This is a genomic window from Streptomyces sp. NPDC041108, from assembly GCF_055592645.1.
Genome location: NZ_JBVIYK010000003.1, coordinates 493,344 through 514,514 on the forward strand (window position 1 = coordinate 493,344; position 21,171 = coordinate 514,514).

At 72.7% G+C, this 21,171-nt stretch carries 20 protein-coding genes; 13 read left to right on the plus strand and 7 right to left on the minus strand.

What is annotated here, in order from left to right; translation table 11 throughout:
- Window positions 1–70: 70 nt before the first annotated feature.
- Together ACZ6BB_RS11745 and ACZ6BB_RS11750 are read left to right on the plus strand one after the other, a co-directional pair.
- Window positions 71–895 (plus strand): purine-nucleoside phosphorylase, encoded by an 825-nt coding sequence (locus ACZ6BB_RS11745; protein ID WP_471615090.1) that lies wholly within the window; start codon window positions 71–73, stop codon window positions 893–895.
- A gap of 181 nt (window positions 896–1,076) precedes the next feature.
- Window positions 1,077–2,708: a phospho-sugar mutase gene (locus ACZ6BB_RS11750; RefSeq protein WP_471615322.1), complete on the plus strand. Its 1,632-nt coding sequence runs from the start codon at window positions 1,077–1,079 to the stop codon at window positions 2,706–2,708.
- Window positions 2,709–2,924: 216 nt separating this feature from the next.
- Here ACZ6BB_RS11750 and ACZ6BB_RS11755 read toward each other — a convergent pair whose 3' ends face one another.
- Window positions 2,925–4,769, minus strand: a complete 1,845-nt coding sequence (locus tag ACZ6BB_RS11755) for a hypothetical protein (RefSeq protein WP_471615091.1) — start codon at window positions 4,767–4,769, stop codon at window positions 2,925–2,927.
- Between the two features lie 356 nt (window positions 4,770–5,125).
- Entirely contained in the window at window positions 5,126–5,881 is a 756-nt protein-coding gene (locus tag ACZ6BB_RS11760; RefSeq protein WP_471615092.1) for a PH domain-containing protein, read from the minus strand.
- Between the two features lie 230 nt (window positions 5,882–6,111).
- Here ACZ6BB_RS11760 and deoC point away from each other — a divergent pair, with 230 nt between their 5' ends.
- The 3 genes from deoC to ACZ6BB_RS11775 are packed head-to-tail and all read left to right on the plus strand — an operon-like array spanning window position 6,112 to window position 9,387.
- Window positions 6,112–7,065, plus strand: a complete 954-nt coding sequence (gene deoC, locus ACZ6BB_RS11765) for a deoxyribose-phosphate aldolase (protein WP_471615323.1) — start codon at window positions 6,112–6,114, stop codon at window positions 7,063–7,065.
- Window positions 7,066–7,070: 5 nt separating this feature from the next.
- On the plus strand, window positions 7,071–8,507 hold the full coding sequence (locus ACZ6BB_RS11770; RefSeq protein WP_471615093.1) for an aldehyde dehydrogenase family protein: 1,437 nt from the start codon (window positions 7,071–7,073) through the stop codon (window positions 8,505–8,507).
- Complete coding sequence (locus tag ACZ6BB_RS11775; protein WP_471615094.1) at window positions 8,500–9,387, plus strand: aldehyde dehydrogenase family protein; 888 nt, start codon at window positions 8,500–8,502, stop codon at window positions 9,385–9,387. Before ACZ6BB_RS11770 ends, ACZ6BB_RS11775 begins: the two co-directional genes overlap by 8 nt.
- A gap of 86 nt (window positions 9,388–9,473) precedes the next feature.
- On the opposite strand, the gene ACZ6BB_RS11780 is transcribed toward ACZ6BB_RS11775, so the two are convergent.
- Window positions 9,474–9,881, minus strand: a complete 408-nt coding sequence (locus ACZ6BB_RS11780; RefSeq protein WP_471615095.1) for a hypothetical protein — start codon at window positions 9,879–9,881, stop codon at window positions 9,474–9,476.
- Between the two features lie 140 nt (window positions 9,882–10,021).
- Between ACZ6BB_RS11780 and ACZ6BB_RS11785 the strand changes: the two genes are divergently transcribed.
- Window positions 10,022–10,651, plus strand: coding sequence for a uridine kinase family protein (locus ACZ6BB_RS11785; protein WP_471615096.1), 630 nt, complete (start codon window positions 10,022–10,024; stop codon window positions 10,649–10,651).
- Window positions 10,652–10,928: 277 nt separating this feature from the next.
- On the opposite strand, the gene ACZ6BB_RS11790 is transcribed toward ACZ6BB_RS11785, so the two are convergent.
- Window positions 10,929–11,696, minus strand: a complete 768-nt coding sequence (locus ACZ6BB_RS11790) for a SigE family RNA polymerase sigma factor (protein ID WP_471615097.1) — start codon at window positions 11,694–11,696, stop codon at window positions 10,929–10,931.
- A gap of 305 nt (window positions 11,697–12,001) precedes the next feature.
- Here ACZ6BB_RS11790 and afsQ1 point away from each other — a divergent pair, with 305 nt between their 5' ends.
- The 5 genes from afsQ1 to ACZ6BB_RS11815 all read left to right on the plus strand — a co-directional run bounded on the left by afsQ1 (window position 12,002) and on the right by ACZ6BB_RS11815 (window position 15,988).
- The gene (gene afsQ1 / locus ACZ6BB_RS11795) at window positions 12,002–12,679 is read left to right on the plus strand and encodes a two-component system response regulator AfsQ1 (protein ID WP_013001223.1); all 678 of its coding nucleotides are present in this window, start codon (window positions 12,002–12,004) and stop codon (window positions 12,677–12,679) included.
- A complete protein-coding gene (locus tag ACZ6BB_RS11800) occupies window positions 12,676–14,277 on the plus strand; it encodes an ATP-binding protein (protein ID WP_471615098.1) in 1,602 nt (533 codons plus the stop codon). Before afsQ1 ends, ACZ6BB_RS11800 begins: the two co-directional genes overlap by 4 nt.
- Before the next feature lie 50 nt (window positions 14,278–14,327).
- Window positions 14,328–14,975: a hypothetical protein gene (locus ACZ6BB_RS11805; RefSeq protein ID WP_471615324.1), complete on the plus strand. Its 648-nt coding sequence runs from the start codon at window positions 14,328–14,330 to the stop codon at window positions 14,973–14,975.
- 206 nt (window positions 14,976–15,181) lie between these two features.
- Window positions 15,182–15,664 (plus strand): VanZ family protein, encoded by a 483-nt coding sequence (locus ACZ6BB_RS11810; protein WP_471615099.1) that lies wholly within the window; start codon window positions 15,182–15,184, stop codon window positions 15,662–15,664.
- A gap of 123 nt (window positions 15,665–15,787) precedes the next feature.
- Window positions 15,788–15,988, plus strand: coding sequence for a PspC domain-containing protein (locus tag ACZ6BB_RS11815; protein WP_471615100.1), 201 nt, complete (start codon window positions 15,788–15,790; stop codon window positions 15,986–15,988).
- Window positions 15,989–16,098: 110 nt separating this feature from the next.
- On the opposite strand, the gene ACZ6BB_RS11820 is transcribed toward ACZ6BB_RS11815, so the two are convergent.
- Together ACZ6BB_RS11820 and ACZ6BB_RS11825 are read right to left on the minus strand one after the other, a co-directional pair.
- Window positions 16,099–16,470 (minus strand): ATP-binding protein, encoded by a 372-nt coding sequence (locus tag ACZ6BB_RS11820; RefSeq protein ID WP_471615101.1) that lies wholly within the window; start codon window positions 16,468–16,470, stop codon window positions 16,099–16,101.
- 133 nt (window positions 16,471–16,603) lie between these two features.
- Complete coding sequence (locus tag ACZ6BB_RS11825; protein WP_471615102.1) at window positions 16,604–17,767, minus strand: adenosine deaminase; 1,164 nt, start codon at window positions 17,765–17,767, stop codon at window positions 16,604–16,606.
- A gap of 114 nt (window positions 17,768–17,881) precedes the next feature.
- Here ACZ6BB_RS11825 and ACZ6BB_RS11830 point away from each other — a divergent pair, with 114 nt between their 5' ends.
- On the plus strand, window positions 17,882–18,652 hold the full coding sequence (locus ACZ6BB_RS11830; protein ID WP_471615103.1) for a prolyl oligopeptidase family serine peptidase: 771 nt from the start codon (window positions 17,882–17,884) through the stop codon (window positions 18,650–18,652).
- A 72-nt stretch (window positions 18,653–18,724) separates the two neighbouring features.
- Here ACZ6BB_RS11830 and ACZ6BB_RS11835 read toward each other — a convergent pair whose 3' ends face one another.
- Entirely contained in the window at window positions 18,725–19,696 is a 972-nt protein-coding gene (locus ACZ6BB_RS11835) for a LysR family transcriptional regulator (RefSeq protein WP_383887041.1), read from the minus strand.
- A gap of 63 nt (window positions 19,697–19,759) precedes the next feature.
- Here ACZ6BB_RS11835 and ACZ6BB_RS11840 point away from each other — a divergent pair, with 63 nt between their 5' ends.
- Entirely contained in the window at window positions 19,760–21,052 is a 1,293-nt protein-coding gene (locus ACZ6BB_RS11840; RefSeq protein ID WP_471615104.1) for an MFS transporter, read from the plus strand.
- Window positions 21,053–21,171 lie beyond the last annotated feature (119 nt).

Below are 21,171 nucleotides of genomic sequence, written 5' to 3' on the forward strand. Positions count from 1 at the left end.
AAGGCAACGATCCCGATCCGGTGCGCCTCGTCATCTACGCGCGTAGGCCCGAACCGGATACCCTCGACGCGTGAACGCATCTCTTCTTCCGGACGACATCCAGGGCGACCCGTACGCCGCCGCCGACGCCGCCGCCGCGCGCCTGCGCGAGCTGACGGGCGCCGAGACCCACGACGTCGCGCTCGTGATGGGCTCCGGCTGGGCCCCGGCCGTGGACGCGCTCGGCGCCCCCGAGGCCGAGTTCCAGGTCACCGACCTGCCCGGCTTCCCGCCGCCGGCGGTCGAGGGCCACGGCGGCAAGGTCCGCTCGTACCGGATCGGCGACAAGCGCGCGCTCGTCTTCCTGGGCCGCACCCACTACTACGAGGGCCGCGGTGTCGCCGCCGTCGCGCACGGCGTCCGTACCGCCGTCGCCGCCGGTGTGAAGACGATCGTCCTCACCAACGGCTGCGGCGGTCTCCGCGAGGGCATGCGCCCCGGCCAGCCGGTACTGATCAGCGACCACCTCAACCTGACGGCGACCTCGCCGATCGTCGGCGCGAACTTCGTCGACCTCACGGATCTGTACTCCCCGCGCCTGCGCGCCCTGTGCAAGGAGATCGACCCCTCGCTGGAGGAGGGCGTCTACGCGCAGTTCACAGGCCCGCACTACGAGACCCCGGCGGAGATCCGGATGGCCCGCGTGATCGGCGCGGACCTGGTCGGCATGTCCACGGTCCTGGAGGCCATCGCCGCGCGCGAGGCGGGCGCCGAGATCCTGGGCATCTCCCTGGTGACCAACCTGGCGGCCGGCATGACGGGCGAGCCCCTGAACCACGAGGAGGTCCTCCAGGCGGGCCGCGACTCGGCGACCCGCATGGGCGCGCTGCTGACCCAGGTCCTCAACCGGCTGTAACGCCGGGCGCGGATCTCGTCGTCGGGTGCGGGTGGGTGGGGGCCGACCGCACCCGAAGAACCCACCGATCACGGGGTCGAAGGGGCGACAGCCCCTGGGGACCTGGGGACGGGACGGGCAGGGACGGCGGGGCGAGCACAATCGAACCGACACACGAACAAGGAACGAGAGGTTGAGCCCCGTGCACGACGACCTGATCGCCCGCGCCAAGGCGTGGCTGGCCGAGGACCCCGACCCGGAGACCCGGGCCGAGCTCGGCGCGCTGATCGACGCGGCGGACACGGCGGAGCTGACCGCCCGTTTCTCCGGCACCCTCCAGTTCGGCACCGCCGGCCTGCGCGGCGAACTCGGCGCCGGCCCCATGCGCATGAACCGCTCGGTCGTCATCCGGGCCGCCGCGGGCCTCGCCTCGTACCTGGACAAGCAGGGCGCGGGCGGCGGCCTCGTCGTCATCGGCTACGACGCCCGCCACAAGTCCGCCGACTTCGCCCGCGACACCGCCGCGGTGATGACCGGCGCGGGCCTGCGCGCGGCCGTCCTCCCGCGCCCCCTGCCCACGCCCGTCCTGGCCTTCGCCATAAGGCACCTGGGCGCGGTCGCGGGCGTGGAGGTCACGGCCAGCCACAACCCGCCGCGCGACAACGGCTACAAGGTCTACCTCGGCGACGGCTCCCAGATCGTGCCCCCGGCCGACGCCGGCATCGCGGCCGAGATCGACGCCGTCCGCTCCCTCGACGACGTCCCCCGCCCCGACACCGGCTGGGACACCCTCGACGACAGCGTCCTGGACGCCTATCTGGCCCGTACGGACGCGGTCCTCTCGCCCGGCTCCCCGCGCACCGCCCGCACGGTCTACACGGCCATGCACGGCGTCGGCAAGGACACCCTGCTCGCGGCGTTCGCCCGCGCGGGCTTCCCGGAGCCCGTCCTCGTCGCCGAGCAGGCGGACCCGGACCCGGACTTCCCGACGGTCGCCTTCCCCAACCCGGAGGAGCCCGGCGCGATGGACCTGGCCTTCGCCAAGGCCCGCGACACGGACCCCGACCTGATCGTGGCGAACGACCCGGACGCCGACCGCTGTGCCGTCGCCGTGAAGGACGGCGCCGACTGGCGCATGCTGCGCGGCGACGAGGTGGGCGCGCTGCTCGCCTCCCACCTGGTCGCGCGCGGGGTGCGGGGCACGTTCGCCGAGTCGATCGTCTCCTCCTCGCTCCTCGGCCGGATCGCCGAGAAGGCGGGCCTCCCCTACGAGGAGACCCTCACCGGCTTCAAGTGGATCGCCCGCGTCGAGGGCCTGCGCTACGGCTACGAGGAGGCGCTCGGCTACTGCGTCGACCCCGAGGGCGTCCGGGACAAGGACGGCATCACCGCCGCCCTCCTCATCACGGAACTCGCCTCGCGGCTGAAGGAGGAGGGCCGCACCCTCCTCGACCTGCTGGACGACATCGCCGTCGAGCACGGCCTGCACGCCACCGACCAGCTCTCGGTCCGCGTCGAGGACCTGTCGGTCATCGCCCGCGCCATGGAGCGGCTCCGTGAGCAGCCCCCGACGGCCCTGGCGGGCCTCGCCGTCACCACGGCCGAGGACCTCACCCGGGGCACGGACAGCCTCCCGCCCACGGACGGCCTGCGCTACACCCTCGACGGTGCCCGCGTGATCGTCCGTCCGAGCGGCACCGAGCCCAAGCTCAAGTGCTACCTGGAGGTCGTGGTGCCGGTGGCCGACCACGCCGGCCTCCCGGCGGCCCGCGCGAAGGCGGCGGACCTGCTGACCGGCATCAAGAGGGACCTGTCGGCGGCGGCGGGCATCTGACCGCTCCCCCGCCCGCCCCGGGCCCCGGCCGGTGATCCAGCCGGGGCCCGCGTGCGTCCCGGCCGGTGATCGGGCCGGGGCCTGCGTGCGTCCGGGCCGGCCGCCGGCCGGGGCCCGCGCGTGTCCGGGCCCGGAGATCCGGCCGAAGCCCGCGCATGTCCCGGCCGGTGGCCGGCCCGGCCACCGCCCTACAGGCCGGCGGCCGGTCGCGACCCCCTACGGGACCAGCACCAGCGCCGCCGCCCACGCCACGGCCAGCACCAGGCCCAGCGGCCACAGCGGCGTCCACCGGCGCCGGTACTCCCCGTCGGGCCGCAGCGCGGGCTCCCGCCACATGGCGGTGATCTCGGCCGCGGTCCGCTCGTAGGGGTGGACCAGGCGCAGTCTCCGCTCCAGCCGGCGCCAGCGTTCCGACCGGACGGACCAGGGCGTGAACGACTCCTCGCCGCTGTCCACCGTCAGCACGGCGCCGACGCACCGGACGGTCGTGAGGTGGTCCCACTCGATGTGCCGGGTCCCGCGCCAGCCGCTCAGCCACAGGCCCGCGCGGTCGGCGGTGATGTGCCAGGCCAGCAGCGGCGGCAGGGTCAGGACGCCGACGAGGCCGACCAGGCCGCCGACGACGTACCGCGCCAATCCGTCCGGGTACAGCCCGACGGCGGCGACCACGACGACCGTCAGCAGGGCGGTGGTCCAGTCGGCCCACCCCGCCCGCCAGCGCCGTACGGGTACCGGCCCCTCGCCCAGCCGCTCCCTGCTCCGGGTCGCCGCTGCGGCACGCAGCTCCTCGTGGACCGCGCTCCGCCGTGCCCCGGCCCGCTGCGCGGCGGCCCGGCGCCGTACGGCACGCTCGGACAGCGGACGCACCGGACCGCTGGAGGACTCGACGACCAGTTCCGCCGCCGAACCGTCCCCGGCCGTGTCCGAGCCGTCCCGCTCGTCCGGCTTCCGGAGGTCGAGCGGCCCCGGGGGCCCGTCCGGCCGCTCCGGCTCCTCGGGCGCACCGGGCCGCTCCGCCGCGCTGACGATCACGATCTCGGCGCCGTCGTGGGGCGGCCCGTACAGCACGGCCTCCCGCAGCGGTCCGGGCTGCTCGTCGTCATCGTCGGCATCCTCGATCGCGTCGAGGAGTTCGTCCCGCGCCTCCCGCCCGACGCGTTCCCCGGACCCCTCGGCCCCTTCCGCCCCCTCGGACCCCTCGGACCCCTCGGACCCGTCGGGCTCCTCGTCGCCGTCGTCGTACCACTCCTCGGCCGCGACGGTGAACAGCGGCCGCAGTGCCTGCACGTCGTCGGCGGCGAAGACCTCGGCGTCCCCGTCGGCGCCGTCGCGCACGAGCACCCGCAGCACCGGCACCGGAGCGCCCCGCAGCGCGGCGGCCCGGCGGCGCCCCAGCCGGCCGGAGAGCAGCGAGGTGAGCCCCCAGCCGACGACGAACCAGCCGACGAGCGTGACGGCGTCCCGGTCGGTGAGGACGTCCCGGCCGGAGGCGAGGGCGAGCGGCCCCGCGCCGAGGAGGGCCAGCACCAGCCCGAACCCCGTGAGGAACCGGCCGCGGCGCACCGGCCCCGCCCCGTCCGGCACGACGGCGGTCGCCCCCGCGGCCGCGGCCAGGGCCCACTGCCGCTGCAGCCGCCCCTTGCTCAGCCGGATCTCGGCGGCGGCCCAGGTGAAGGTCAGGGCGATGAGGCCCAGCAGGGTCGGCACATCGTGTGTCTTCCCCTCCCAGGCCAGCAGGAGCATGAGCAGGGGTGCCGAGAACCGTACGACCTCGGGCCTGACCAGGGTCCACACCAGTTGCAGCGGTACCAGGACGGCGAGGGCGGCGGGCACCTCCGCGAAGTTCGCCAGCCAGAAGCCGACGACGAGGCCGCCCGGGACCACGGCGAGCAGGTGCAGGGGGCGGGTCCTGGCCGGTACCCACAGGGGCGGCCGGGTCCGCGCCCAGGCGTCCAACTTGTCCCCGCTCCAGGCGACGCAGCCGTCGGGCACGGCGGTCGCGGGCAGCGCGCGCGGCGCTGTGGGCCCGGCCTGCGGCCGGGGCTCAAGGTTCGTGGTCATCGTCTCGTGGACACTCCGCCGCCGTCGTGGATACGCCGTTCGCCGCGCGCGATCCGACGCGATCCAAGCGGACAGGGCTGTGAAGGCGGGACGCACGGGCATGTTCCGGACCAACACGCCCGGATCCACCGGGTGTTGGCCGTCGCATGCTTCCCGGACGTCTGGTCCGGCGCGTTTCCAGCCACCATAGAACAGATGTCTGGGGCCGATCCGGGAAGCGCCCGCCCCGGACGTCCGTCACGCCCCGCGGGCCCCTTCCGGAACGAGTGCGTCCGCCCAGCCCCGGGGGCTCACGGCGTCGCCGTCCGCACCGGCCCGCAGCCGTCAGCGACGGCCGGAAGGCCGGCCGGCCCCCGTCAGCCGATGGCGATCAGCACCAGCAGCAGCACGGCACCCGCCGCCGCGGGGCCCACGACCTCCCAGGCCCACCGCGCGCTCGGCTCACCCTGCGACCCGAGCGCCTTCGCCCGCGCCTCGCACAGTTCCCGCAGATCGGCCATGACCTGGTCGGTCTCCGCCCGCACGGGCCGCCCGGCCGGGACGGTCCGCCCGGCGGTCCCGCTCCCGCCCTCGGCCGCCCGGTGCGCCTCACGGGCCTGATGGCGGGCGGCCTTCTTGCGGCCGCGCAGCGAGACGGGGATCGCCCAGAGCTGGTACTTGGCGCCGCTCGTGTCGATCACCTCGTTGGTGTAGCCGGAGCGCAGGGACACGACGCTCGCCCACGGCAGCTCGATCACCCGGAACGGGTTGCGCACCCGCAGCCGGTCGTCGTTGGCGAACACGGCGGGCCGCACCGAGAACGCGACGACCAGCGGCACGGCCACCAGCAGGGACGCCAGCGCCAGCCAGGGCGTACGCCCCTCCCCCGACAGCACCGCGTCCCCGCCGAGCCACGCCATCAGCCCGAGCAGCAACACCCCGCCCGCCAGCCCGGCGGGCGAGCGGTAGACCCGGTCCTTGTAAACGGGCTTGGCGGGCTTCGACACGGGGGCCGTCGCCGTCGCCGGAGCCTGCTCGGCCTTCGGGGTCTGCGAAGCCGTGCCGGCCTCCGCGCGCTGACGAGCCGCCGAGGTGCGTTCCGGCTCGGGCGACGATTGATCCGAGGTGCTCATACGTCCGATTCTGCCCGACGTCCCGGATCGGTTCGCAGCCCACCCGGCCCGCGCCGCGCGGGAGTGCGCGGAAGGGCGCGGGAGGGCGCGGGAGGGCGGAGCAGCGTGCGGCCCTGGGACCGCCGTGCGGGCCGGGCTCCGCCACCTGGCGCCCCGGGGTCCCCGGGCGCCGGCAATCAATCCGGGGGCTGTACACCCGCTACGCGCGTAGATATGCTCGTCTGGTGACCATGTCCACAGCTGCACCCCACGCTCTCGCCGACGTGACCGCGTCCGACAGCACGCTGCGCCGCTTCCTCCACGGGCTGCCCGGCGTCGACCCGGTCGGCCTGGAGGCGCGTGCCGCCTCGCTCGGCACCCGTTCCATCAAGACGACCGCCAAGGCGTACGCCATCGACCTGGCCATCTCCATGGTCGACCTGACGACGCTGGAAGGCGCGGACACCCCGGGCAAGGTCCGGTCCCTCGGCGCCAAGGCGGTCCTCCCCGATCCGGGCGACCGCACGGCCCCCGCCACGGCCGCCGTCTGTGTCTATCCGGACATGGTGCCCACGGCCAAGGCCGCCGTCGCCGGCTCCACCGTCAAGGTCGCCTCCGTCGCCACCGCCTTCCCGGCCGGTCGCGCCGCCCTCGCCGTGAAGCTGGCCGACGTCCACGAGGCCGTCTCCGCCGGGGCGGACGAGATCGACATGGTCATCGACCGGGGCGCGTTCCTCTCCGGGAACTACCTCAAGGTCCACGACGAGATCACCGCCGTGAAGGAGGCCTGCGGCTCCTCGGCCCGGCTCAAGGTCATCTTCGAGACCGGCGAGCTCTCGACCTACGACAACATCCGCCGCGCCAGCTGGCTCGGCATGCTCGCGGGCGCGGACTTCATCAAGACCTCGACCGGCAAGGTCGCGGTGAACGCCACCCCCGCCAACACCCTCCTCATGCTGGAGGCCGTCCGCGACTTCCGCGCCCAGACCGGCGTCCAGATCGGTGTGAAGCCCGCCGGCGGCATCCGCACCACCAAGGACGCGATCAAGTTCCTCGTCCTGGTCAACGAGACCGCGGGCGAGGACTGGCTGGACAACCACTGGTTCCGCTTCGGCGCGTCCTCGCTCCTCAACGACCTGCTGATGCAGCGCCAGAAGCTGGCCACCGGCCGCTACTCCGGCCCCGACTACGTGACGGTGGACTGATCCCCATGGCTTCCGCATTCGAGTACGCACCGGCCCCCGAGTCCCGGGCGGTCGTCGACATCGCCCCCTCCTACGGCCTGTTCATCGACGGCGAGTTCACCGAGGCCGCCGACGGCAAGGTCTTCAAGACGGTCAGCCCCTCCTCCGAGGAGGTCCTCTCCGAGATCGCCCGGGCGGGCGAGGCGGACGTGGACCGCGCGGTGGCGGCGGCGCGCAAGGCGTTCGAGAAGTGGTCCGTGCTGCCCGGCGCGGAGCGCGCGAAGTACCTCTTCCGCATCGCCCGCATCATCCAGGAGCGCAGCCGCGAACTGGCGGTCCTGGAGACCCTGGACAACGGCAAGCCCATCAAGGAGACGAGGGACGCCGACCTCCCCCTGGTCGCCGCGCACTTCTTCTACTACGCGGGCTGGGCCGACAAGCTCGACCACGCCGGTTACGGCGCGAACCCCCGCCCGCTGGGCGTGGCGGGCCAGGTCATCCCCTGGAACTTCCCGCTCCTGATGCTGGCGTGGAAGATCGCCCCGGCGCTGGCCACCGGCAACACGGTGGTCCTGAAGCCCGCCGAGACGACCCCTCTGTCGGCACTGTTCTTCGCGGACATCTGCCGCCAGGCGGGCCTGCCGAAGGGTGTCGTCAACATCCTCCCCGGCTACGGCGACGCGGGCGCGGCCCTGGTCGCGCACCCGGACGTGAACAAGGTCGCCTTCACGGGCTCCACGGCGGTCGGCAAGCAGATCGCGCGGACGGTCGCGGGCACCCGCAAGAAGGTCACGCTCGAACTGGGCGGCAAGGGCGCGAACATCGTCTTCGACGACGCCCCCGTCGACCAGGCCGTCGAGGGCATCGTGACCGGCATCTTCTTCAACCAGGGCCAGGTCTGCTGCGCGGGCAGCCGCCTGCTGGTCCAGGAGTCGATCCAGGACGAACTGCTCGACTCCCTCAAGCGCCGGCTGTCGACGCTCCGCCTCGGCGACCCCCTCGACAAGAACACGGACATCGGGGCGATCAACTCCGAGGAGCAGCTCACCCGGATCACCTCGCTCGTCGAGCGCGGCGAGGCCGAGGGCGCCGAACGCTGGTCCCCGGCCTGCGAACTGCCCTCCGCGGGCTACTGGTTCGCCCCGACGCTGTTCACCAACGTCAGCCAGGCGCACACCATCGCGCGGGACGAGATCTTCGGCCCGGTCCTGTCCGTCCTCACCTTCCGCACCCCGGACGAGGCCGTCGCCAAGGCCAACAACACCCAGTACGGCCTCTCGGCGGGCATCTGGACCGAGAAGGGCTCCCGGATCCTGGCCGTCGCGAACAAGCTGCGCGCGGGCGTCGTCTGGTCCAACACGTTCAACAAGTTCGACCCGACGTCGCCGTTCGGCGGCTACAAGGAGTCGGGCTTCGGCCGCGAGGGCGGCCGCCACGGCCTGGAGGCGTACCTCGATGTCTGACCGCCTGTCTGTTTTCAAGACCTACAAGCTGTACGTCGGCGGGAAGTTCCCGCGTTCCGAGAGCGGCCGGGTGTACGAGGTGACCGACGCAAAGGGCAAGTGGCTGGCGAACGCGCCCCTCTCCTCCCGCAAGGACGCCCGTGACGCGGTGGTCGCCGCCCGCAAGGCGTTCGGCGGCTGGTCCGGCGCGACGGCGTACAACCGGGGCCAGGTCCTCTACCGCGTCGCCGAGATGCTGGAGGGCCGCAAGGGCCAGTTCGTGCACGAGGTCGCCGACGCCGAGGGCCTGTCGAAGTCGAAGGCCGCCGCCCTGGTGGAGGCGACCATCGACCGCTGGGTCTGGTACGCGGGCTGGACCGACAAGATCGCCCAGGTCGTCGGCGGCGGAAACCCGGTGGCGGGCCCGTACTTCAACCTCTCCTCCCCCGAGCCGACGGGCGTGGTGACGGTCCTGGCGCCCCAGGAGTCGAGCTTCCTCGGCCTGGTCTCCGTACTGGCCCCGGTGATCGCGACCGGCAACACGGCGGTCGTGATCGCGAGCGAGCGGTCCCCCTTGCCGGCGCTGTCGCTCGGCGAGGTGCTGGCGACCTCCGACGTCCCCGGCGGTGTCGTCAACGTCCTCTCGGGCCGTACGGCGGAGATCGCGGCGCCCCTCGCCTCCCACCAGGACGTCAACGCGATCGACCTGGCCGGCGCGGACGAGGTCCTGGCGAAGGAGCTGGAGATCGCGGCGGCCGACAACCTCAAGCGCGTCCTGCGTCCACAGCCTGTGGACGACTGGTCGGCCACGCCCGGCCTCGACCGCATGACGGCGTTCCTGGAGACCAAGACGGTGTGGCACCCGACGGGGTCACTGGGCGCGTCGGGTTCGGCGTACTGAGTCGGGGCGCGGGGAACCGCGGGGCCCTCGGGACGGTGTGAACCGCCGGCCCGGCCCCGCGGTTCCCCGCGCTCCTCACGGGGTGCTCAGCGCAGCCCGCCCACCACCTGCCCCAGCACCGGAATGCTCCCGATCGACGGCGCCTGCGCCACCGGTCCGGTCAGGGCGGTGGACGTCAGCGGCTGGAAGTCGGCCAGCTGCGTGCCCACTCCGTTGTCGAGCGGGTCGACGCCCGTGCCCGCCAGCGGGTTGGGCTTGAGGCCCGCGACCGGGCCGGTGACGTATCCGACGGTGCCGGTGAGGGCCTGCAGACCCGCCTGCGGGTCGATCTGGCCGAGCGAGGTGGGCCGGGTGCGCAGCACGTCGACGACCGGGGCGGTGCCGTCCGCCGCCGCGGCCGTTCCGGCGCCCGCGCCGAGCGCGAGCCCCGCGGTGGTGACGGCCAGCAGCATGCGCCGGGCGCCGGGGGTCTGGGGAGCCGAGAGTCGAGCCATCAGCGGTGCCACCTTGTCCTGTACGTTTCCGTTTCGGAAAGTAATCATAGAGACACGAACGGTAGTTGAGGTGTGATGTGCGCTCCAAGAGCGACCCGCCGACTCGGCGGGAGCCGCGTGATGCCTCACACTGGACTCTCGTGAGTTCGCATCCTCCGATACCGACCCGGGTCGTCCTGCTGACCGGTCCGTCCGGCTCAGGCAAGTCCCTCCTCGCCGCCCGCTCCGGCCTGCCCGTGCTGCGGCTGGACGACTTCTACAAGGAGGGTGACGACCCGACGCTGCCGCAGGTGGCGGGCAGCACGGACATCGACTGGGACCACCCGCTGTCGTGGGACGCGGACACCGCCGTCGCCGCGATCGAGGAGCTGTGCCGCACGGGCCGTACGACCGTGCCGACGTACGACATCTCGCTCAGCGCGCGGACCGGCGCGGAGGCCCTGGACATCGGGCCGACGCCGGTGTTCATCGCCGAGGGCATCTTCGCCGCCGAGATCGTCGGGCGCTGCCGTGAACTGGGCCTGCTGGCGGACGCGCTGTGCCTGACCCGCGGCGCGGTGACGACGTTCCGCCGCCGCTTCCTGCGTGATCTTCGCGAGGGCCGCAAGTCGGTGCCGTTCCTGCTGCGGCGCGGCTGGCGGCTGATGCGCCTGGAGCGCTCGATCGTGGCCCGCCAGACGGAGTTGGGCGCCCATCCGTGCGACCGGGACGAGGCCCTGGGGCGCCTGGCGGCGGCGGCCGCGGGCCGCAGCGCGGCGGCCACGGCCTGAGGTCCGGCACACCAGCACACCGGACAGCGTGCACCGGGGCACACATGAAAACGGGACTGGACGGACCCCCCGGCCCTCCAGTCCCGCCTTCCCCCGTATCCCCCGTGTTCCCCGTGCTTCCCCCGTGTTCCCCCGTTGCACCGTCGTGGTCCCCCCGGACCCCGCCGGTCACCCCCCGGCCGTCACGCAGGCGCTCCCCCGCGCCACCGTGACGTCCTTCGCCTCCCCCGTGCCCCCCGCTTTCCTCCCCCGTTACCTACTCCCCCCCCACAGACCTTCAGGCGACAAGCTCCCCGAAGGACTCCTCCTCGTCACGGCCGAAGCTGAGGACCTCGTCCTCGCGCAGCCGGCGGAGCGACCGCCAGATGCTCGACTTCACCGTGCCGACACTGATGTCGAGGATCTCCGCGATCTCCGGGTCGGTGCGGCCCTCGTAGTAACGAAGGACCAGCATCGTCCGCTGGAGTTCGGGGAGCCGGGCGAGCGCCTGCCACAGGACGGCGCGCAGTTCGGTGCCGCGCATCGCGTCCGTGTCGCCGGCCGTCTCCGGCAGCTCCTCGGTCGGGTACTCGTTCAGCTTGCGGCGGCGCCACGCGCTGATGTGCAGATTGGTCATGGTGCGGCGGAGGTAGCCCCCGACCGCGGCCTTGTCACTGATCCGGTCCCAGGCCCGGTAGGTCGAGAACAGCGCGCTCTGCAGCAGGTCCTCGGCCTCGAAGCGGTCACCGGTCAGGTGGTAGGCGGTCGCGTAAAGGGAGGCACGACGCTCCTGGACGTAGGCGGTGAACTCCGCCTCCGACACAGACCGGCGCTCCCCCGTGTCCTCCCCGTACGCGGCCCCCGTCGCCCCCGTTCCCCCGTGGGCGACCCCCGTGGTGCTTCCCCCCACATGCGCGTCAACCACCGACATGTACGTGGTGTGCTGACGCCCGGTGCCGCGAGCGCACCCCCGCCCGCTCACGCCACCGGACTTCTCCGTGTTCCGGACGACGTCGTGGAGACGCGTGACAACTGCGCCAGTGCTGTTGCCGTGCAGCGTGTTCATCTCGCGCCCCCCGTCGTGGAGTTCCGGTTGTGGTGCTGTGCTGTGGTTCTTCGTGCTCCCCGGCTCCGCCCCTTGGTGCTGCCGGGCGGCGTTTCCTTGCCTGTGCCGAAAAGATTGCCCGTCCACCTTCATCGCCGTGTCCGCCGACTGTCACAGAGCTGTCACAGGGGCCGGGCCCAGCCGGGGCACAGGTCGATCACAGAGAAGAGTCGTACGGCTACGCGAACGGCACGATCGTGTGCGGGTGTCGGGTGGGAGCGCTCCAACGGTCGATTCGGCGCCATGCCATGGGCCAGAATGAGCCCGTGCCTTCCCTGTTGCTGATCGAGGACGACGACGCCATCCGCACGGCCCTGGAGCTCTCACTGACGCGCCAGGGGCACCGTGTCGCCACCGCCGCCACCGGCGAGGATGGCCTCAAGCTGCTGCGCGAACAGCGGCCTGATCTGATCGTTTTGGACGTGATGCTGCCTGGGATCGACGGTTTCGAGGTGTGCCGGCGCATCCGGCGCACCGACCAGCTGCCGATCATCCTGCTGACGGCGCGCAGCGACGACATCGACGTCGTGGTGGGCCTGGAGTCGGGCGCGGACGACTACGTGGTCAAGCCCGTGCAGGGGCGGGTGCTGGACGCCCGTATCCGCGCGGTGCTGCGGCGTGGCGAGCGCGAGGCCAACGACGCGGCGACCTTCGGCTCCCTCGTGATCGACCGCGCGGCGATGACCGTGACGAAGAACGGCGAGGATCTCCAGCTGACCCCCACCGAGCTGCGGCTGCTGCTGGAGCTGAGCCGCCGCCCCGGACAGGCGCTGTCCCGGCAGCAGTTGCTGCGTCTGGTGTGGGAGCACGACTACCTGGGCGACTCCCGCCTGGTGGACGCGTGTGTACAGCGGCTGCGCGCCAAGGTCGAGGACGTGCCGTCCTCGCCGACCCTGATCCGTACCGTGCGCGGCGTGGGCTACCGGTTGGACACTCCTCAGTGACGAAGGCTTCGGGGGGGATCCGCGGCTGGGCCGCGGCTCGCAGGAAGGTGCAGTCCCGGATCCGTTTCACCAGTCTGCGGCTGCGGCTGGTGGTCGTCTTCGGTCTGGTGGCGCTCACCGCCGCCGTGTCGGCGTCCGGCATCGCGTACTGGCTCAACCGCGAGGCCGTGCAGACGCGCGCGCAGGACGCGGCGCTCAACGACTTCGAGCGGGAGATGCAGAGCCATGTGAGCACGCTGCGCCCGAACCCCACCCAGGACCAACTGCGCGTCGCGGCGCGGAAGATGGCGGACGGCGGGGAGCGTTCCAGTGTGCTGCTGGTCGCCGAGGACGCCGGCGGCCGGACGGTGACCGGGGCCTCGACCGACAACGCGCTCACCGGCTTCTCGCTGGAGGACGTGCCGGCGTCGCTGCGGAAGGCCGTCAGCAAACGGCAGAAGCTCACCTCCGGCAACAAGCATGCGTACCACGTGTACTGGCAGCGGGTCATCGACGGCGACACCCCTTATCTGGTGGGCGGCGCGAAGATGATCGGCGGCGGGCCGACCGGGTACATGCGCAAGTCGCTCGCGGAGGAGGCGAAGGACCTCAACTCGCTGGCCTGGTCGCTCGGGATCGCCACAGGTCTGTCGCTGATCGGTTCGGCGCTGCTCGCGCAGGCCGCCGCGACGACCGTGCTGAAGCCGGTGCAGCGCCTCGGTGTCGCCGCCCGGCGGCTCGGCGAGGGCAAGCTCGACACCCGCTTGCGGGTCTCCGGCACGGACGAACTGGCCGACCTCTCCCGCACGTTCAACCTGGCGGCGGAGTCGCTGGAGAAGAAGGTCGACGACATGAGTGCCCGCGAGGAGGCGTCCAGACGCTTCGTCGCCGACATGTCGCACGAACTCCGGACACCGCTGACGGCGATCACCGCCGTCACGGAGGTGCTGGAGGAGGAGCTGGACGCCGACACGGGCAGCCTGGACCCCATGATCGAACCGGCGGTACGGCTCGTCGTCAGCGAGACCCAGCGTCTCAACACCCTGGTGGAGAACCTGATGGAGGTCACCCGCTTCGACGCGGGCACCGCCCGTCTCGTCCTCGACGACGTCGACATCGCCGACCAGATCACCGCCTGCATCGACGCCCGCGCCTGGCTGGACGCGGTGGACCTCGACGCCGAGCGCGGCATCATCATCAAGCTCGACCCGCGCCGCCTGGACGTGATCCTGGCGAACCTGATCGGCAACGCGCTCAAGCACGGGGGCTCGCCGGTGCGCGTTCGGGTCCGCGAGGGCGACGAGAACGACGCGGACCTGCTGATCGAGGTACGGGACCACGGCCCGGGCATCCCCGAGGACGTCCTCCCGCACGTCTTCGACCGCTTCTACAAGGCGAGCGCCTCCCGCCCCCGCTCCGAGGGCAGCGGCCTCGGCCTGTCCATCGCCCTGGAGAACGCCCACATCCACGGCGGCGACATCACCGCCGCCAACTCCCCCGAGGGCGGCGCGGTCTTCACCCTGCGCCTGCCCCGCGACGCGGCCTCGCTGATCGCGGACGAGCTGGACGGCGACCGGGCCGACGGCGTCCCGCAGGGCCCCGAGGGGGCCGGTCAGTGACGATACGAGGCACCCGGCGACGGGAAGACGGGGGAACGCGGGGCGTGCGAGTGCCAGAGGTACGGGCAGGGGCCGCACGCGCGCGCGGCGTACGGGTCCTGGCCGCCACCGGAGCGCTGGCCGGGCTGCTGGCCGGCTGCGGCATCCGGGCCACGCAGGTGCCGACGGACTTCGGCCCGGCGCCCTCGATGGTGCCGTGCGAGCTGTCGGCGACGGACATCGCGGCCCGGACGCCGCCCTCCGGCATGCCGGTCGAGGTGTTCCTCCTGTGCTCCGGGGCGCTCGTGCGGGTCAACCGCTCGGTGGAGGTCGCCGAGGTCGCCGAGGGCACCGAGGAGGCCCGGCGGCGCGCCGTCGTCGCCCAGGGCCTGCTGGACGCCCTGTCCACCGACCCGAGCGCCATAGAGGGCGAGGCCGGCTACAGCACCGCCGTCCCGCCCGGTCTCACGGTGTCGGGGCCCGCGCCGGGCGACCCCGAGGACGCCCTGCGCCTGTCCACCGCGCCCGACGCCCTGCCCCGGTTCGCCCTCGCCCAGATCGTCTGCACCTTCGCGGACTCGGCGGCCGCCGGCGACAACGGTTCGGTGGTCCTCGGCAGCACGAGCGCCGAGACGCTGCGCCGCTACGAGTGCGCCCCGGAGACCCAGTCGGCCCCGGGGGAGGGCAACCCGCCGTCGACGGAGGTCGGGGGTTCCTGAGCCCGGCGGCCGAAGGTTCCTGAGTCGGGGGACGCGCTGCCCTGGGCCCACCACCTGGCCGACTGCAACAGGGCGAACGAGCCTCAGAAAAAGATCCTGCAACCGATCGTGCCGGGGGCCGCGTCTTGGGGGGCGTGCAGCCTCAAGGTACGAACGGCGGTAGCGCCGGGATCCGTGTCCGTGCGGCGGGGGGTGTTCTCCTCGCCGTGCATCTCGCGGTCGTTGCCTGGATCACGCTGCGTCCGCTGGACGTCACCTGGATGAGTCCCGCGAATCTGCGGCCGTTCGCCGGGATCAGAGCGGATCTGGCCCTGGGGTGGCCGGAGGCGGCCCATCGGATCGGTGAAGGGCTGGCACTCCTCGCCCCCCTGGGCGTCCTGCTGCCGCTGGCGCACGGAAGGCTGGCCGGGTCTCCGCTGGCGTCGCTGGCCCGGTCGGTGGCGGCCGGGGCGCTGTTGTCGCTGGCCATCGAGTTGTTGCAGACCGGGGTGCCGGGGCAGGTCGTCGACATCGACTCGATCCTGCTGAACTCGGTCGGCGTCGGCCTCGCCCATCTCGCGGTGGTGCCGGTGGTCAGGTCGGCGCTGCGGCGCAGGGCGCAAACCCGGGTGGCCACGACGCGGATGCGCCCCGAAGAGATGTCTCAGGGTCGGACCCCGACGATTCCCAGGGTCGGGATGGCTCCGTAGAGGGACGCTTCGTCCGCTTCGTCACCGTAGCGTCGAAGGTGTGGAAAAGAGAGCGGCGGCCGGTGGAGGCCCCGCCCCACCGCCGGCCCGAGGCCGGCGCCCTACGCCGACGAAGGAGCCCCCATGAGCCGCCTTGCCCGCCCCACCGAAGGCCGGATGATCGGCGGAGTGTGCGCCGCGCTGGCACGGCGCTACGGCACCTCCGCGACCACGATGCGCGTGATCTTCCTGGTGTCGTGTCTGCTTCCGGGCCCGCAGTTCCTGCTCTACATAGCCCTGTGGATCTTCTTCCCCGGGGAGGGCAGGGCCCGCACGGCCTGGTGACGCATACGGCCCGTGACGCGTACGGCCCGTGACACGCACGGGCCGGTGCCGCGCGCACCGAGGGGACGCACCCTGCAGGGATGCGCCCCGTACCGATGTCATGGTGCGGCTCAGGCGCCGCCGAGGGGCAGGCCGTTGACGCCGAGCCCCTTGGTGGGGAGGGCCTGGCCGACGGGGAGACCGCCGAGCAGTCCGGCGACGGGGGCGGTGGGACCCTCGGCGAGGACGTTGGCAGCGGCGGGCTGGGCCGCCGCCAGGCCGGCGCCGAGCGCGCTCTGCCCCTGGGCGAGGGCGCCGGCGACGGTCGGCAGCGCCTTAGTGACGTTCTCCACGGGCAGCGCCTGGGTGACGGTGCCGAGGGCCTGCGAGGCCTCGGGGGCGACCGGCGCGCTCGGGGCGGCGTTCGCGGCACCCGCGCCCGCAGCGGCGATGGCGGCACCGACGACGGCGACACCGAGGGTCTTGGCAGCAGACTGCTTCATGTTGAATGCGTCCTTGGAATGCGTTTGACGGGTGGTGAGCGGTGCCGAAACGTAAACACCAAAGTCCCGCCGGAGGCAAACATCGAAAAGCGGCCGCGTCGCCGTGGACACGACCGCTTCCCGAAGTCGCCGTTCAGCTCGATTCTTCGACAGAACCGCTGGTGGAGGCCGTTTGACGGAACAGCCATTCGGATTTCAACTCGGCGTAACCAGGCTTGATCACGTCATTGATCATGGCCAGTCGTTCATCGAAAGGAATGAATGCTGACTTCATAGCATTGACCGAGAACCACTGCATGTCGTCGAGCGTGTAACCGAATGCGTCGACAAGGTGCTCGAATTCACGGCTCATGCTCGTGTACGACATCAGGCGGTTGTCCGTGTTCACGGTGGCCCGGAAGTGCAGTCGCCGCAGCAGCCCGATGGGATGCTCGGCGTACGAACGGGCGGCTCCGGTCTGGAGGTTGGAACTGGGGCACAGCTCCAGCGGGATGCGCTTGTCGCGGACGTAGGAGGCGAGGCGCCCGAGCTTCACGGAGCCGTCCTCGTGGACCTGGATGTCGTCGATGATGCGGACGCCGTGCCCGAGCCGGTCCGCGCCGCACCACTGCAACGCCTGCCAGATGGAAGGCAGTCCGAACGCCTCACCGGCGTGGATCGTGAAGTGGTTGTTCTCGCGCTTGAGGTACTCGAAGGCGTCGAGGTGCCGGGTGGGCGGATAGCCGGCCTCGGCGCCCGCGATGTCGAAGCCGACCACACCGAGGTCGCGGTAGCGGTTGGCGAGTTCGGCGATCTCCAGGGCGCGGGCCGCGTGGCGCATGGCGGTGAGCAGCGCGCCGACACGGATGCGCCGGCCGTCGGCCCTGGCCCGGCGCTCGCCCTCGCGAAAGCCCTCGTTGACGGCCTCGACGACCTCTTCGAGACCGAGCCCGCCTTCGAGGTGCTGCTCGGGGGCGTACCGGACCTCGGCGTAGACGACGCCGTCGGCCGCGAGGTCCTCCGCGCACTCGGCGGCGATCCGGACGAGCGCTTCGCGGGTCTGCATGACGCCGACGGTGTGGGAGAAGGTCTCCAGATAGCGCTCCAGCGAGCCGGAGTCGGCGGCCTCCCGGAACCAGACGCCGAGCCGGTCGGGGTCGGTCGCGGGGAGCTGGGAGTACCCGCTGTCGCGGGCGAGTTCGACGATGGTTCCGGGGCGCAGGCCGCCGTCGAGGTGGTCGTGCAGCAGAACCTTGGGCGCCCGGCGGATCTGGTCCGGATCCGGGGTGTTACCGGTCGGGTCGTTCTGGTTCGTCATTTTCGTACGATACCTCCTACGCGCGTAGAGCGCCTGTCGGGATGATCGCGTCGATACGTAACGGTGACCCACAGGACGGGTGGCGTACACCATCTCTTCTGACACTGTTCTGTCATGGCGCAGCAAGCAATGCCGGTCCGTACGCCCCGACTTGGGCGGACGATCGGCCCGGAGCCGAGCACGGTCGGCGGGGTGGTCCTTCTCCTCCCGGCCGGTGACGAGGCATCCACCCGCAGACCCTCCCCCATGCTGGCCGCGGCCTCCGTGCGCGCCCTCGGCCGCCGGCTCGCCCGCGCGGGCCGTACGGAGGGGCTGGCGACCCATGTCGTGCACTACCGCCACCGGGGCTGGAACGGTGCGGAGGCGCGGCTCGCGCGGGATGCCGAGTGGGCCGCGGACGAGGTGGTGCGGCGCTACGGAGACGTGCCGGTGTGTCTGGCCGGGCTCCACATGGGGGCGCGGGCGGCCCTGCACGCGGGTGGGCACGAGGCCGTCAACTCAGTGCTGGCCATCGCCCCCTGGCTGCCCGAGGAGGACGTGGCCGCGCCGCCCGAACCGGTGAAGCAGTTGTCGGGGCGGCGGGTGCTGATCGTGCACGGGACGAACGACGAGCGGGTGGATCCCGAGCTGTCGTTCCGGTTCGCGGCGCGGGCGAAGAAGACGAACCCCGACATCTGCCGGTTCGAAGTGCACGCGGACCGGCACGGGTTGACTCAGTACCGCGACGAGGTGCACGCGCTGGCCGCGGACTTCGTGATGGGGGTGCTGTTCGGGCGGACGTTCGCGCGGCCGGTGGAGGACGCGCTCGCGGCGCCGCCGCCGTTGGGATTGCGGATGCCGCTCGCCTCCGGGTTCGGGGGGGCTCGCTCGCACAGGGGTCTGTGAGGTCCGTGGGGCGGCCGCGGGTCCGGTGGGGTCTCTCGCGCCGTTCCCCGTGCCCCTCGGCTCCGCTGCCGCTCAGCTCGGCAGCAGGTTGCCCCTTCTCGACAGCAGGAACTTCTTGAAGGCCGCCACCGGGGGTGTGTCGGGGTGGCCGTCGAGCCAGGCCACGCCGATCTCGCGGGCCGCTCTGGGGGCGGTGACCGTCAGCTCGACGACTCCCGGCCGGGGAACGGCCGGAGGGGGCAGGAGCGCCACACCCAGGCCCGCCGCCACCAGGCCCCGCAGTGTCTCCGCCTCCTCGCCCTCGAAGGCGATACGGGGTTTGAAGCCGGCCGCCTCGCAGAGGTCGTCGGTGATGCGGCGCATGCCGTAGCCGGGTTCGAGGGTGACGAAGGTTTCGTCGGCGGCCTCGGAGAGGCGGACGCGTTTGCGGGCGGCGAGGCGGTGGTCGGCCGGGACGACGAGCCGGAGCTTCTGTTCGTCGAGGCGGCGGGCCACCAGGTCGGGAGCGTCCGGGACGGGGGACGTGAGGCAGAGATCGAGTTCGCCCGCGCGCAGGCGTTCGAGCATGGCCTCGCCATAGTTCTGGACGAGGCTGAAGCGGACCCGGGGGTGCTCGGCCCGGAAGGCCTGCAGCAGGCCGGGTACGGTCTCGGCGCCCATGGTGTGCAGAAAGCCGAAGGCGACCTTGCCGGTGGCGGGGTCGGCGTCCGCGCGGACCTCGTCGGCGGCGCGCTCGATCTCGGCGAGGGCGCGTTCGACGGAGGCGTGGAAGGTGCGCCCAGCGTGGGTGAGGGAGACCGTGCGCCCCCGGCGGGCGAACAGGTCGACGCCCAGGTCCTGTTCGAGGCGGACCATCGCCCGCGACAGCGTCGACTGCGGGACACGCATCTCCCGCGCGGCCCGGGTGACGTGCTCGGTGCGGGCGACTCCGGCGAAGTAGGCGAGACGGGGGGCGAGCCGCAGGACGATGTCCTCGATGCTCTCGATGTCTTCTGTGTCACCGGACGGTGACAGGCGCGGCTCTGACCTCTGCTGATGCATCACGGGAACGATTATGGGGGTTCCATGCATTGGACGGATGAACGGCGGCGTACGTAGTTTCGAGGCATGCCTTCCGCAAGTACCGGGGCGTCCACCACCGTGGGCGCCGTCTCAGCCGTCGCCCCCACCGCCTCCTCCCCGTCCGCCGTCGACACCCGAGTGGCCCCGGGCGGGCCCGGCTACCGCCGGATGAGCCTGGCGCTGTTCCTCGCGGGCGTCGCGACCTTCGCCCTGCTGTACTCCACGCAGGCCCTGCTGCCGCTGATCTCGGACGGCTTCGGAAGCACGGCGAGCGCGGCGAGCTGGACGGTGTCGGCGGCGACCGGGGCACTGGCCCTGTTCGTCCTGCCGATGAGCGCGCTGTCCGAGCGGTTCGGGCGGCGCACGGTGATGACGGCGTCGCTGGTGGTCGCGGTGACGGTCGGGCTGCTGATCCCCTTCGCGCCCTCACTCGGCGCCCTGGTGGTGCTGCGGGCCGTGCAGGGCGCGGCGCTGGCCGGTGTGCCGGCCTCCGCGACCGCCTACCTCGCCGAGGAGGTCCGCCCCAAGGCCCTCATCACCGCGATCGGCCTCTTCGTCGCCGGCAACAGCGTCGGCGGGATGAGCGGCCGTGTCGTCACCGGGTGGGTCGCCCAGGAGTGGGGCTGGCGGGTCGCGCTCGGGGTGCTCGGGGTGATCGCCGTGGGATGCGCGGTGGCCTTCCGGCTGCTGCTGCCGGCCCCGAGGCACTTCGTGGCGGGGTCGCTGCGGCCGGCGGTGCTGGCCCGCACGGTCCGCGCGCACCTCGCGAACCCGCTGCTGCGGCGGCTGTACGCCATCGGCGCCCTGTTCATGACGGTCTTCGGCGGCGTCTACACGGTCATCGGCTACCGCCTCGCCGGAGAGCCCTTCTCGCTGCCCCAGGGCATCATCGGCTCGATCTTCCTGGTCTACCTGGTGGGCACGGTGTCGGCGTCGACCGCCGGGAGGCTGGTCGGCCGTCTGGGCCGGCGCGGCACCCTGTACCTGGCGGGCGCCACGACGGCCGCCGGGCTGCTGGTCTCCCTGTCCGACTCCCTCCCGGTGGTGCTGCTGGGGCTGGTCCTGATCACCGCCGGTTTCTTCGCGGGCCACGCCGCCGCGTCGTCGGCGGTCAGCCACACGGCGAAGGAGGGCCGCGCCCAGGCCTCCGCGCTGTACCAGTCCGCGTACTACGTGGGCTCCAGCGCGGGCAGCACGCTGGGGGCGATCGCCTTCCACGCGGGCGGCTGGGGCGGGACGGTCGCTCTGGGCCTGCTGGCCGTGCTGGGGGTCGTGGGCATCACGGTGGTGGGCACCCGCGCGGCCCGCGCCCAGCGCGCCCTGACCCCGGCCTGCTGAGCCGACGGGGTCCGCGCGGCACCCCGCGAAACGGCTCCGCACCCTTGCGACCTGCCCCTTCCTCTCTTCCCCAGGCCATTGTCAGTGGGCTGCGGTAGCTTCCGAGGTGTTGGTACGCA